Here is a 12,705-nt window from a genome sequence, read left to right as displayed (position 1 = left end):
TCCGGCGTTTGAGGACGAGGCCCGAAGGGCCGACAAGGGGGGTCTGGGGGCGCAGCCCCCAGGGACGGGACGGGAAGGGGCGGCGGGGGCGAGAACCGGCCTCAGGTTCCCCCCGACGGGGTCAGGCCCGTCAGGAGGATCCGGGTCAGACCCTTCGCCCACGCCGCGTCCGCCGGCTCCGCGCTCACCAGCGTCCGGTGGACCACCGCCCCCGCCACCACGTCGAAGATCAGGTCAGCCGTGCGGCTGGTGTCGTCGGGGTCGGTGGAGGGCGGCAGCTCCCCCCGCTGCTCCGCCCTGCTCCGGCCCTCCAGGACCAGCCGCTTCTGGCGGTCGACGATCGAGCCCCGGATACGCGCGCGCAGCGCCTCGTCACGGGTGGATTCCGAGACCACCGCCATCAGGCCGCTCCTCGCCTCCGGGCGCCCCAGGATCGCGGCGAACTGGAGGACCACGCCCTCGATGTCCGCCGCCAGGCTGCCCCGGTCGGGGAGTTCGAGCTCGTCGAAGAGTTCCGCCACCGCGTCCACCACCAGCTCGTTCTTGCCGGACCAGCGGCGGTAGAGGGTGGTCTTCGCGACCCCTGCCCTGGCCGCCACGTCCCCGAGGGTGAGGCGGGACCAGCCGAGCTCGACCAGGGCCGCCCGGGTCGCGGCCAGGATCGCGGTGTCCGCCGCGGCATTGCGCGGGCGGCCCGTACGGGCGGCGGGGGTGCGGCTCTGCATTCCCCGACCATAACCGGGGTGCCGACGGGTACAGATGTGTGAGGCGGATCACGTACGGGTGGTTCCGCGCCGGGGGCCTGTGCCGTTACGCTACGACGCGTAGCGAAAGGGTGTCCCGGCCGTGACCGTGTGCCCTCGAGCGACGACCACCGTAGTACCGGTGTCCGGTGGGGACCTGGCGCCGACCGAGAGGTGAGACCACGGCAGTGCGCAGCGGACCGGCTTCCCCTGCGTTTTTCGCTCACGCGCGGAGACGGGGGAGGATGGACGCATGCAGCCACGGAACATGTCCATGAGCGGCGTCGTCGACCTCGCCGCGGTGAAGGCGGCCCAAGAGGCCAAGGCCAAGGCGGAGCAGACGCGCGCCGAAGCCGCCCGGCACGGCGGGGGAGGGGCCGTCGCCCCGGCGGATCTCGTCATCGACGTCGACGAGGCGGGATTCGAGCAGGATGTCCTGCAGCGGTCCGCCGAAGTACCCGTCGTCATCGACTTCTGGGCCGAATGGTGCCAGCCCTGCAAGCAGCTGAGCCCCGTCCTCGAACGGCTCGCCGTCGAGTACGGCGGCCGCTTCCTGCTTGCCAAGATCGATGTCGACGCCAACCAGATGCTGATGCAGCAGTTCGGGATCCAGGGCATCCCGGCCGTCTTCGCCGTCGTGGCGGGGCAGGCGCTGCCGCTCTTCCAGGGGGCCGCGCCCGAGGCCCAGATCAGGGAGACCCTCGACCAACTGGTCGAGGTCGCCGAGCAGCGCTTCGGTCTGACCGGCCTGACCGTCGACCCGGACGCCGAGCCGGGCGGCCCCGCGGTGGACGAGGTGGCGGTCGGACCCTACGACGCCCTCCTCGAGGCCGCCGTGCGGGCACTCGACGCCGGGGACCTGGCCGGCGCGGTGCAGGCGTACAAGAACGTACTGAATGACGACCCCGGCAACCCGGAGGCACAACTGGGCCTCGCGCAGGCCGAGTTGCTCCAGCGGGTGCAGGGTCTGGACCCGCAGCGGGTGCGCAGGGACGCCGCGGACAGGCCGGGTGACGTGGCCGCGCAGATCGCCGCCGCGGACCTGGACCTGGTCGGCGGGCATGTCGACGACGCGTTCGGGCGGCTCATCGACACCGTCCGGCGCACGGCGGGCGACGGCCGGGACGAGGTCCGGCGCCGGCTGCTGGAACTGTTCGAGGTCGTCGGGACCGACGACCCCCGGGTCGTCGCCGCCCGGCGCGCCCTGGCCCGCGCGCTGTTCTGACGCCGTGGCAGGCGCCGCGGCGGCCGGGTACGGCGAGCGGCGCGGCCGGGGGCGTGCGGAAGCGGGGCGGTTGGCCCGTTCTGAACGGTGGTCGAACGCCGGGCGTTGTGGTCCCGGCGTGAAAGATCTGTTGTGAGTCACCGGTGCGGCCGCGTTTTACCAAATCTTGGTAATCGCGGCCGCTGTTACTTGGGGTAATTCAGAGCCGTTGCTCTGTCGCGTTCCGTCCGGAGAGTGGCGGTTTTGTTCCGCCGTTCCGGCGCACCGAGCGTCGTCGTCCGAGACCGGCGTGCGGTCGCACGGTTATCCGGCCGTTACTAGTGAGTAACGAACCCCCTTGTGCGGGCGGCTCAAATGCACCACGATCGGCGACGCTCGGTCCCTTCCCGTACCCCCGACAGCCGGTCGGGCGGCCGGGTTCATGCGGGTCCCCACCGGGCAGAGCCGGCGCAGGCAGCGCCGGTTCTTGGACAGGGGGGTCTTCGCCTCACCGGTGAAGCCTGTCCGGAAAGGTTGTGCGTGATGCGTGTCAGGCGCGACCAGTGGTTGTCGCTCGGGGGTGATCGCCGGTGATCCGGGCGCGGTTCGCGCCCGCGGCCGCGGGCGCTCCCCTTCCGAGGACGTAGCACTTCTCCCATCCCTGCCCGGCCGAGCCGCCGTCACGGGGCGAGCCGATACCAGGAGATGTACGTCCGAGAAGGAGGAAATATGGAGTCCCAGGTGCGTGGCGGGACCAGATGGAAGCGCTTCGCTGTGGTCATGGTGCCCAGCGTCGCCGCGACGGCCGCGATAGGTGTCGCCCTCGCCCAGGGTGCGCTGGCCGCGTCGTTCAGTGTGTCGGGTCAGTCCTTCAAGGTCAGTGCCGATCAGCTGGTCGGTTACGGGTTCGAGCAGTACGGGGCGATCGACTCGGGTTACACCCTGGACGGCAAGAAGACGGCTCACCCCGTCGCCGTCTCGGCGTTCAACGACGCGTCGATCACCAACATGTGCCAGTCCGTGGTCACCCCGGACATCCCGCTGATCGGCTCGGTCACACTGCGCCTCGAGGCCGGCGGTGCGGGCCACGACGCGGTGACGGCCCACAACATCTACATCGATGTGGCCGACCTGAAGGCCGACGCCACGTTCGAGGACATCGACATCGGTGTGGCCGCCAAGGACGCCGCCAAGGGTCCCGGCATCAAGAGCGGTGACACGGCGAACCCCTACGGCTTCGCCCAGCAGGCCACCAAGGCCACGCTGACCGATGTGAAGCAGACGGCGTGGGCCACCACCGCCGGAACCTTCAAGCTCAGCGGTCTGCACATGTCGCTGTCGACCGGCACCAGCGCAGAGTGCTACTAGGCACTCCGTGACGGGCGGGGGAGGCCTGAACGGGGCGCCCCCGCCCGTCCGCCGTCCAGCCAGGTTTTCCCACACCCCCCACACGCCACTCGCGGTACCACCTCCAGCGAGGTAGGACCTCACCACAGCAACGCCGCACCAGGGAGCTGTTTCATGAGCGCCGAGACTCCTGCCGCCACCGGTCAGTTCACCCGCCGGAGGCAGCAGTTCCGGGACTGGCGGTGGACGCGGCCGTTCTGGGCCGGACTCTTCGTCATGTTCGCCGGCGTGCCGATCATGTACTTCCCGTACGCGCACCTCCAGCTCGGCCATCTCACCCTGGCGCTGGCCACGACCGGCGGCGCCGGATCGCTGATCATCGGTGTGCTGCTGGTCGTCCTGGGCTTCAGCCTGTGGTTCCAGAAGCACGTCCGGGTCTTCGCGGGCGTCGCGTCGATCCTCCTGGGCCTGGTGTCCATCCCCGTCTCCAACTTCGGCGGCTTCATCGTCGGCTTCCTGTTCGCCCTGCTCGGCGGCGCGATGGCGGTGGCGTGGGCGCCGGGCGTACCGGCGCAGCCGCAGCCGGCGCAGGAGACGCAGCCGCAGCCGCAGCCGGTGCGGGAGACGGAGTCCGGGACCGCCGCTCCCGAGGGCGCGCCGGAGCCGGGCGCGGACGGCTCCGTGACCGCCGGTCTGCTGGACAAGGCACCCGGGGCGCACGAGGCGGGCGAGTCGAACGACCTGTCAGGAACGAGCCCGGCCAACGGGGCGAACGGGAGGCACAGTGCCGGCTGACGAGGTGACCCACGGGACGGATGTGGACGAGTCCCGTGTGAGAACCGGGCCGCGCCACGCGGCACCCAAGAAGCCGCTGTTCACCAGGTTCCACATGCCGGCGGGCAAGGCGATCGCCATGGCGGCGATGCCCACGGCGGTCCTCATGGGCATGGGGTTCACATCGACGCTCGCGCTCGCCGCGGGGGGCGGTTCGACACCGGCCGCGTCCAACAGCCAGAGCGCCGAGGACTACAAGAACTGTGTCGCCGCGCTGGACGGCGGCTCGGCCGCGCCGTCGGCGTCCGCCTCGCCGAGCGACACCGCGAGCGACACGGCGACCCCTTCGCCGTCCGCCTCGGACACCTCGTCCGCCGGGTCGAAGTCCGCCGGGTCGAAGTCGTCCGACGCGAAGTCGGATTCGGGTACGTCGTCCTCGTCGTCCGGTTCCGGTTCGGGTTCCGGCGGCAAGGCGACGTCCACGCCCTCGGCCGCCCCGGGGTCCGGTGCGAGCACCGCCACGGCCAGTCCCTCGGCGTCCTCGGGCGGCGGCAACCTGCTGGAGACCATCGGCGACACGATCACCGGCATCCTCACCGGCGGCAGCGGCAGCGGTTCGGACTCCGGGGCCACGCCGAGCGCGAGCCCCACGCCGTCCGCGTCCCCCTCGGCGTCCGCCCCTTCGGCGTCCGCCACCTCGGGAAGCGGCATCGGCAAGGGATCGTCCGGCTCCGGCTCCGGGTCGGGTTCGGGTTCGGGTTCGTCCAAGGTCACCGGCACCGTGCAGGACGCCGCCACAACGGTGGCCGGTGCGGCGGCCGGGTCGGCCACCCCGTCGGCCACCGCCTCGCCGAGCCCGTCCGCGAGCTCCTCCGCGGACACCTCGAACTGCAAGGCGGCCACCGACGACGTCAGCGGTGTCGACAACAAGGTCCCGGTGGCCGACGACCCCTGGTACCTGAACGCCAGTTCGCTGCTGCTCAAGGGCGCCGACTACCAGGGCGTCGTGGAGGTGCGGGCGGCGGACGGCAGCACGAAGAAGGTGCTCAAGTACGTCATATCCGGCGGCACCGACATCGGTGACCTGCACCAGACGGTGAAGGACACGCAGTCGGGCAAGACCTACCATGTCCAGGCCGCGTCCGGATCGACGTCCACGATCCGCGACGGCGACACGGTGATGTACACCGAGAGCATCTCCGGCAACCTGTTCGGGCTGGTCCCGGTGACGTTCAGCCCCGACAGCCCGCCGCCGCTGAACATCCCGCTGATCTACTTCACCGACGTGAAGGTGGTCCAGGCCGCCCAGTTCGGCGGATCGCTGCACGTCCCCGGCATGCACGTCTACACGACGGATTCCTAGCCGGGCCCCCCGGACCACTCCGGGAGCCGCACACAGCTGAGGGCGCCCCCTGCCATCATGGCGGGGGGCGCCCTCAGCTGTGTGCGGTCTGCCGGGAACGGAGCGGGATCAGTCCCGCGCGCCGCCGCCCAGGTGGTGGACCCGCACCATGTTGGTGGTGCCGGGGACCCCGGGAGGCGAACCGGCGGTGATCAGCAGGGTGTCGCCCGCGTTGAACCGCTTGAGCTTGACGATCTCCTGGTCCACCAGGTCGACCATCTCGTCGGTGCTGTTCACGTGCGGCACGATGTGGGACTCGACGCCCCAGCTGAGGGTCAGCTGGTTGCGGGTGTTCTCGTCGGTGGTGAAGGCGATCACCGGCTGGGAGGCGCGGTAGCGGCACAGCCGGCGGGCGGTGTCACCGGACTTGGTGAACGCGACCAGGCCCTTGCCGCCGAGGAAGTCGGCGATCTCGCAGGCCGCGCGGGCCACCGAACCGCCCTGCGTGCGGGGCTTCTTGCCGGGGACCAGGGGCTGCAGGCCCTTGGAGAGCAGCTCCTCCTCCGCCGCCTTGACGATCTTCGACATGGTCTTGACCGTCTCGATCGGGTACGCGCCCACCGAGGACTCGGCGCTCAGCATCACCGCGTCGGCACCGTCCAGGATCGCGTTGGCGACGTCGGACGCCTCGGCGCGCGTCGGGCGCGAGTTGGTGATCATCGACTCCATCATCTGGGTCGCGACGATCACCGGCTTCGCGTTGCGCCGGCACAGGTCGATCAGGCGCTTCTGCACCATGGGGACCTTCTCGAGCGGGTACTCGACGGCGAGGTCGCCGCGGGCGACCATCACACCGTCGAACGCCATCACGACGTCCTCCATGTTCTCCACCGCCTGCGGCTTCTCCACCTTGGCGATGACGGGGACGCGGCGGCCCTCCTCGTCCATGACGCGGTGGACGTCGTCGACGTCCTTGGCGTCCCGGACGAAGGACAGGGCGACCAGGTCGCAGCCCATCCGCAGCGCGAAGCGCAGGTCCTCGATGTCCTTCTCGGACAGCGCGGGCACGTTCACGGCCGCGCCGGGCAGGTTGATGCCCTTGTGGTCGGAGACCACACCGCCCTCGATGACGATCGTGCGGACCCGGGGGCCGTCGACGTCCAGCACCTTGAGCTCGACGTTGCCGTCGTTGATCAGGATCTGGTCGCCGCGCGTCACGTCGCCGGGCAGGCCCTTGTACGTGGTGCCGCAGATCTGCTTGTCGCCGGGCACGTCCTCGACGGTGATGACGAACTCGTCACCGCGCTCCAGCTCGACGGGGCCCTCGGCGAAGGTCTCCAGGCGGATCTTGGGGCCCTGAAGGTCGGCGAGGACGCCGATGGGGCGGCCGGTCTCCTTGGAGGCGGCGCGGACCCGGTCGTAGCGGCCCTGGTGCTCGGAGTGGCTGCCGTGGCTGAAGTTGAAACGGGCCACGTTCATGCCGGCCTTGATCAGGGCGACCAGCTGTTCGTGGGAGTCGACCGCTGGGCCGAGAGTACAGACGATTTTGGAACGGCGCATGGGGGCGATCCTATCGGTTTGTTTCGCTGCGGAATATTCCACAGGGTGGAAGATGCAAATGGGCGGACATGCGCTCAGCCGTGTTACCGCCGCGTCGGTTTTTCAGGAGTTCTCCGTGGCCAGCGCGTAGGTCTGGGTCGCGATCTCCAGTTCCTCGTCGGTGGGTACCACCGCGACGGCCACTCGCGCGCCCTCGGGCGAGATCAGCCGCGGCTGGTCGCCGCGTACGGCGTTCAGTTCGGCGTCGACCGCGAGGCCCAGTTCCTCCAGGCCCGCCACGGCCGCCTCGCGTACGGGACTCGCGTTCTCGCCGACTCCCGCCGTGAAGACCACCGCGTCCACCCGGCCGAGTACCGCGTAATAGGCGCCGATGTACTTCTTCAGACGGTGAATATAGATGTCGAAAGCCAGCTTCGCCCGGTCGTCGCCCTCGTCGACCCGGCGCCGGATTTCGCGCATGTCGTTGTCACCGCACAGTCCGAGCAGGCCGCTCTTCTTGTTGAGCAGAGTGTCGACCTCGTCCACCGACATTCCACCGACACGCATCAAATGGAAGATGACGGCCGGGTCCAGGTCTCCTGAACGGGTACCCATCACCAGCCCCTCCAGCGGGGTGAGCCCCATGGAGGTGTCCACGCACACCCCGCCCCGCACCGCCGAGGCCGACGCGCCGTTGCCGAGGTGCAGCACGATCACGTTGGCGTCCTCGGGCGCCTTGCCCACCAGACCCGCGGCGACCCGCGAGACGTAGGCGTGCGAGGTGCCGTGGAAGCCGTAGCGGCGGATGCTGTACTTGTCGGCCACCGCCGGGTCGAGCGCGTAGCGGGCGGCCGACTCCGGCATCGTCGAGTGGAACGCGGTGTCGAAGACGGCGACCTGCGGCAGGTCGGGGCGCAGTGCGAGGGCCGTACGCATCCCGGCGAGGTGGGCCGGGTTGTGCAGCGGGGCCAGCGGCACGAGGCGCTCGATCTCCGCGACCACGCCGTCGTCGATCAGCGTCGGCTCGGTGAAGGAGCCCGCGCCCTGCACCACCCGGTGGCCGATGGCGGCCAGCTGGGGGGAGTCCAGGCCGAGCCCGTCGCGGGCCAGCTCCTCGGACATGGCCTTCAGGGCGGCCTCGTGGTCGGCGATCCGCTCCTCGGCCTCCCGGGTCTCGCCGCTGACGACATGGGTGTGCTTGCGGCGGGAGGAGTCCTCGCCGATGCGCTCCACCAGCCCGACGGCGAGCCGGCTGTGGTCACGCATGTCCAGCAGCTGGTACTTCACCGACGAGGAGCCGGAGTTCAGAACGAGGACGCGGGTCGCGGTCACGGTGTGGGAGTGCTCTCTGTGCTGCGTCACTTGACGGAGGTCTGGGCCTGGATCGCCGTGATGGCGACGGTGTTGACGATGTCCTGGACGAGGGCGCCCCGGGACAGGTCGTTGACCGGCTTGCGCAGTCCCTGGAGGACCGGGCCGACGGCGATCGCGCCGGCCGACCGCTGCACGGCCTTGTAGGTGTTGTTGCCGGTGTTGAGGTCGGGGAAGATCAGCACGCTCGCCTGACCGGCGACCTCCGACTCCGGCAGCTTGGTCGCCGCGACGGACGGCTCGACGGCGGCGTCGTACTGGATGGGCCCCTCTATCTTGAGGTCGGAGCGCCGTTCGCGCACCAGCTCGGTCGCCTCGCGCACCTTGTCGACGTCGGCGCCGCGGCCGGAGGTGCCCGTGGAGTACGACAGCATCGCGATCCGCGGGTCCACGCCGAACTGCTCGGCCGTCTCCGCCGACTGCACGGCGATGTCGGCGAGCTGCTGGGCGTTCGGGTCGGGGTTGACCGCGCAGTCGCCGTAGACGAGGACCTTGTCGGCCAGGCACATGAAGAACACCGAGCTGACGATCTTCGAGTCCGGCCGGGTCTTGATGATCTCGAACGCCGGGCGGATGGTGGCCGCGGTGGAGTGCACCGAGCCGGACACCATGCCGTCGGCGAGACCCTCCTCGACCATCATCGTGCCGAAGTAGTTCACGTCGTTCACGATGTCGTACGCCAGCTCCACGGTCACCCCCTTGTGCGCGCGCAGTTGCGCGTACTTCAGGGCGAAGGACTCCCGCAGATCGCTGGTGGCCGGGTCGATCAGCTGGCAGTCGCCGAGGTCGATGCCGATGTCGGCGGCCTTCTTGCGGATCTGGTCGACGTTGCCGAGCAGGGTGAGGTCGCACACGCTGCGGCGCAGCAGCACCTCGGCCGCGTGCAGCACCCGGTCCTCGGTGCCCTCCGGCATCACGATCCGGCGCCGGTCGGAGCGGGCCTGCTCCAGCAGCTTGTGCTCGAACATCATCGGCGTCACACGGTCGCTGCTGGGCGCGGAGACCCGGTTCAGCAGGTCGGCGGAGTTGACGTACCGCTCGAACAGGCCGAGCGCCATCTCCGCCTTGCGCGGGGTGCCCGCGTTGATCCGGCCCTCCAGGGAGAACAGCTGCTCCGCCGTCGGGAAGGTGTTGCCGGGCACCGAGATCACCGGGGTGCCCGGGGCGAGGCGGGTGGCGAGCTTGAGGATGCCCTCGCTCGGGGTCTGGCCGAGGGTCAGCAGCACACCGGCGATCGGCGGGGTGCCGGCGCTGTGCGCGGCCATCGCGCCCACCACCAGATCGGCGCGGTCGCCCGGGGTGACCACCATGCAGCTGGGGGTCAGGTAGTTGAGGAAGTGCGGCAGCATGGCGCCGCCGAACACGAAGTCGAGGGCGTCCCTGGCCAGGCCCGCCTCGTCGCCGAGCAGCACCTTGGCGTCCAGCGCCTGGGCGACCTGCGCGACCGTCGGCGCGGACAGCGCGGGCTCGTCGGGCAGGACGTAGCAGGGCACCGGCAGCCGGGACTCGAGGCGCTCGGCGATCACGTCGCGGTCCTCGCGGTTGACGCGGTTGACCACCATGGCGAGCACGTCGCAGCCCAGGCTGTGGTAGGCGCGGTAGGCGTTGCGGGTCTCGGAGCGCACCGACTCGGCGGCCTCGTCGGTGCCACCGCCCACCACCGGGATCACGGCCGCGCCGCACTCGTTGGCGAGGCGGGCGTTGAGGGCGAGCTCGTCGGGGAGCTGGGTGTCGGCGAAGTCGGTGCCGAGGACGAGGACCACCCCGTACTCCCGCTCCACCCGGTGGAAGCGGTCGACGAGCGTGGAGACCAGCTCGTCGGTGCCCTTCTCGGCCTGGAGGGCGGACGCCTCGTGGTAGGACATGCCGTAGACGGTCGCCGGGTCCTGGGTGAGCCGGTAGCGCGCCTTCAGCAACTCGAACAATCGGTCGGGACCCTCATGCACCAGTGGCCTGAACACGCCCACCCGGTCGATCTGCCTGGTGAGGATCTCCATGACCCCCAGCTCGACCACCTGTCGGCCGTCACCGCGGTCGATTCCGGTCACGTACACGCTGCGCGTCACGCGAGCACTCCGTTTCGTCTCTTCGGTCGCCCGATCGTTTTGATCGATCAGACGGTGCGGTTCTGATCGTGGGCGTTTCCGCAGGTCACGCCCGCGGTGCGCGGTACCGGGTTCGCCCACAGGAGTGACCCGAACCCCCTTGACAATACCCTTGGGGGTGGGTAAGACGCCCGCCAGCATTCGACCCCCACAGCAGGGACCAACGGCCCATGCGACCGGTAACAAGGGCGGGCGCGGCTCCGTTCGGGGCATGAAACAATCGGTCCCGGCTCACCGGTAATCAAACAGCGAGCAGGAGAGAAGCGGCACGATGCGTATCGGAGTTCTCACCGCAGGTGGCGACTGCCCCGGCCTCAACGCAGTGATCCGGTCGGTCGTGCACCGCGCGATCGACAACTATGAAGACGACGTCATCGGTTTCGAGGACGGCTTCGCCGGTCTCCTCGACGGCGTCTTCCACCCCCTCGACCTCAACGCGGTCAGCGGCATCCTGGCGCGCGGCGGCACGATCCTCGGCTCGTCGCGCCTCGAGCGCGGCCGGCTCCGTGAGGCGTGCGAGAACGCCCACGACTTCGTCCGCGACTTCGGTATCGACGCGCTGATCCCGATCGGCGGCGAAGGCACGCTGACGGCGGCGAAGATGCTCTACGACGCGGGTCTGCCGGTCGTCGGCGTCCCGAAGACGATCGACAACGACATCTCCGCCACCGACCGCACCTTCGGCTTCGACACCGCCGTCGGTGTCGCCACCGAGGCGATGGACCGCCTGAAGACCACCGCCGAGTCCCACCAGCGGGTGATGGTCGTCGAGGTCATGGGACGGCACGCGGGCTGGATCGCCCTGGAGTCCGGCATGGCCGCCGGTGCCCACGGCATCTGCCTGCCCGAGCGCCCCTTCGACCCGGCCGACCTGGTCAAGATGGTCGAGGCGCGCTTCGCCCGCGGCAAGAAGTTCGCGGTCGTCTGCGTCGCCGAGGGCGCCCGCCCCGTCGAGGGCAGCATGGACTACGGCAAGGGCAAGATCGACCAGTTCGGTCACGAGCGTTTCCAGGGCATCGGCACCGCCCTGGCGTTCGAGCTCGAGCGTCGGCTCGGCAAGGAGTCCAAGCCGGTCATCCTCGGCCACGTCCAGCGCGGTGGTGTACCGACCGCGTACGACCGTGTCCTCGCCACCCGGTTCGGCTGGCACGCCGTCGAGGCGGCGCACCGCGGTGAGTTCGGCATGATGACCGCGCTGCGCGGCAACGAGATCCAGATGGTGCCGCTGACGGAGGCCGTCTCCGAGCTGAAGACGGTCCCGAAGGACCGGATGGACGAGGCGGAGTCGGTCTTCTAGGACGGACTCCGGACCCCGGGACGCGTACGGGGTCCCGGTCACCACAGGCACGAGCCTTCCGGCCGGTGCGCCCCACGGCGCACCGGCCGGAGCCGTGTGGGCGGCGCGCTCAGGCGGCCGCCCTGCCCACGGTCTCCCAGAAGTGCTCGACGATCCGGTCGAGGAAGTCACCGCCGGGGGTGCGACCGCGTCCGGGGCCCTGGCCCCGGACGGCGGGGCCGTCGCCCGGGACGCCCCAGCCGGGCACCGCGACCAGTCGCGCCCGGTAGTCCTCGTGGAGTCCGAGGAGCGCGTCCTCCAGCAGTCGCCGCTCCAGCGGCACCACCTTGCCGACCGGCCGGACGTACGCCTGCCAGCGCGCGGTCACGGCATCGCGCAGCAGGGCGGCGAGCTTCGGGTCGCGTCCGGTGACGGTGACGAAGTCGGGCAGGGTCAGTTCCAGGAGATCGGCGAGGGCGGCGGACTGCCGCTGGGTGCCGCGCCACTCCTCGCTCTCCTCCATCCCGAGATACAGGGGCAGGTCGAGCCCGGTGGCCCGGGCCACGTCCTCCGGGGCGAGCCCCCGGGCGAGGCGGTGCTCGCGCAGGGTGCGGGGCCTGCCGGTGAGTTCACCGGGCGAGCACCACAGCACGGCGGCGAGTGCGGACAGTTCGGCCTTGTCGGGCGAGGCGGCAGAGCGCTCCCAGGCGAGGACGAGATCGGGTGAGACATGCGGCAGCCCGTACGAGGCGCGCATGCCGTAGGCGACATGTTCGGGTCTCATTCCCAGCGCCGTCCGCAGCCGGTGGGCGGCGGTGGCGTCGAAGGGCGGGGGTGCCGGAGCGGTCACGTTCGGCGGGGCGGGGGGTGGTGGTCGGCGCACGAAGCTCAACGTAGGGCCGCCGGCGTGCGGTGACTACGGACTGTTCGGCCAGGAACACGGATCGTATGAACATACGGTTTCGGCCGGGTGCGGCGGGTGGTGGGGCGGGGGTGCCGGGTGG

At 70.5% G+C, this 12,705-nt stretch carries 10 protein-coding genes; 5 read left to right on the top strand and 5 right to left on the bottom strand.

Annotated elements, in window-relative coordinates; genetic code table 11:
• Positions 1-101: 101 nt before the first annotated feature.
• Positions 102-725 (bottom strand): TetR/AcrR family transcriptional regulator, encoded by a 624-nt coding sequence (locus ABZ862_RS37325; RefSeq protein WP_360968721.1) that lies wholly within the window; start codon positions 723-725, stop codon positions 102-104.
• A gap of 271 nt (positions 726-996) precedes the next feature.
• Here ABZ862_RS37325 and ABZ862_RS37320 point away from each other — a divergent pair, with 271 nt between their 5' ends.
• The 4 genes from ABZ862_RS37320 to ABZ862_RS37305 all read left to right on the top strand — a co-directional run bounded on the left by ABZ862_RS37320 (position 997) and on the right by ABZ862_RS37305 (position 5,431).
• Complete coding sequence (locus tag ABZ862_RS37320; protein ID WP_360968718.1) at positions 997-1,968, top strand: tetratricopeptide repeat protein; 972 nt, start codon at positions 997-999, stop codon at positions 1,966-1,968.
• A 708-nt stretch (positions 1,969-2,676) separates the two neighbouring features.
• Complete coding sequence (locus tag ABZ862_RS37315) at positions 2,677-3,315, top strand: DUF6230 family protein (protein ID WP_360968715.1); 639 nt, start codon at positions 2,677-2,679, stop codon at positions 3,313-3,315.
• 153 nt (positions 3,316-3,468) lie between these two features.
• Entirely contained in the window at positions 3,469-4,089 is a 621-nt protein-coding gene (locus ABZ862_RS37310) for a DUF6114 domain-containing protein (RefSeq protein ID WP_360968712.1), read from the top strand.
• Positions 4,079-5,431, top strand: coding sequence for a hypothetical protein (locus ABZ862_RS37305; RefSeq protein ID WP_360968709.1), 1,353 nt, complete (start codon positions 4,079-4,081; stop codon positions 5,429-5,431). The genes ABZ862_RS37310 and ABZ862_RS37305 overlap by 11 nt, the downstream gene beginning before the upstream one ends.
• Positions 5,432-5,539: 108 nt before the next feature.
• On the opposite strand, the gene pyk is transcribed toward ABZ862_RS37305, so the two are convergent.
• The 3 genes from pyk to pta all read right to left on the bottom strand — a co-directional run bounded on the left by pyk (position 5,540) and on the right by pta (position 10,386).
• Positions 5,540-6,970, bottom strand: a complete 1,431-nt coding sequence (pyk, locus tag ABZ862_RS37300; RefSeq protein ID WP_360968706.1) for a pyruvate kinase — start codon at positions 6,968-6,970, stop codon at positions 5,540-5,542.
• Between the two features lie 102 nt (positions 6,971-7,072).
• Positions 7,073-8,281, bottom strand: coding sequence for an acetate kinase (locus ABZ862_RS37295; protein ID WP_360968727.1), 1,209 nt, complete (start codon positions 8,279-8,281; stop codon positions 7,073-7,075).
• A gap of 26 nt (positions 8,282-8,307) precedes the next feature.
• On the bottom strand, positions 8,308-10,386 hold the full coding sequence (gene pta, locus ABZ862_RS37290; protein WP_360968703.1) for a phosphate acetyltransferase: 2,079 nt from the start codon (positions 10,384-10,386) through the stop codon (positions 8,308-8,310).
• Between the two features lie 310 nt (positions 10,387-10,696).
• Between pta and ABZ862_RS37285 the strand changes: the two genes are divergently transcribed.
• A complete protein-coding gene (locus ABZ862_RS37285) occupies positions 10,697-11,722 on the top strand; it encodes an ATP-dependent 6-phosphofructokinase (RefSeq protein WP_360968700.1) in 1,026 nt (341 codons plus the stop codon).
• A gap of 109 nt (positions 11,723-11,831) precedes the next feature.
• On the opposite strand, the gene ABZ862_RS37280 is transcribed toward ABZ862_RS37285, so the two are convergent.
• Entirely contained in the window at positions 11,832-12,584 is a 753-nt protein-coding gene (locus ABZ862_RS37280) for a helix-turn-helix transcriptional regulator (RefSeq protein ID WP_360968697.1), read from the bottom strand.
• Between the last annotated feature and the right edge of the window lie 121 nt (positions 12,585-12,705).

It is taken from the genome of Streptomyces sp. NPDC047000, from assembly GCF_040644295.1.
In the GTDB taxonomy this organism is placed as follows: Bacteria; Actinomycetota; Actinomycetes; order Streptomycetales; family Streptomycetaceae; genus Streptomyces.
This window is presented reverse-complemented; position numbering and strand designations above follow the sequence as displayed.

Bases quoted from the DNA above. Each gene is read 5' to 3' on its own strand.
- ABZ862_RS37325 (WP_360968721.1), bottom strand. From the start codon at position 725: ATGCAGAGCCGCACCCCCGCCGCCCGTACGGGCCGCCCGCGCAATGCC.
- ABZ862_RS37285 (WP_360968700.1), top strand. From the start codon at position 10,697: ATGCGTATCGGAGTTCTCACCGCAGGTGGCGACTGCCCCGGCCTCAAC.
- ABZ862_RS37320 (WP_360968718.1), top strand. From the start codon at position 997: ATGCAGCCACGGAACATGTCCATGAGCGGCGTCGTCGACCTCGCCGCG.
- ABZ862_RS37310 (WP_360968712.1), top strand. From the start codon at position 3,469: ATGAGCGCCGAGACTCCTGCCGCCACCGGTCAGTTCACCCGCCGGAGG.
- ABZ862_RS37315 (WP_360968715.1), top strand. From the start codon at position 2,677: ATGGAGTCCCAGGTGCGTGGCGGGACCAGATGGAAGCGCTTCGCTGTG.
- pyk (WP_360968706.1), bottom strand. From the start codon at position 6,970: ATGCGCCGTTCCAAAATCGTCTGTACTCTCGGCCCAGCGGTCGACTCC.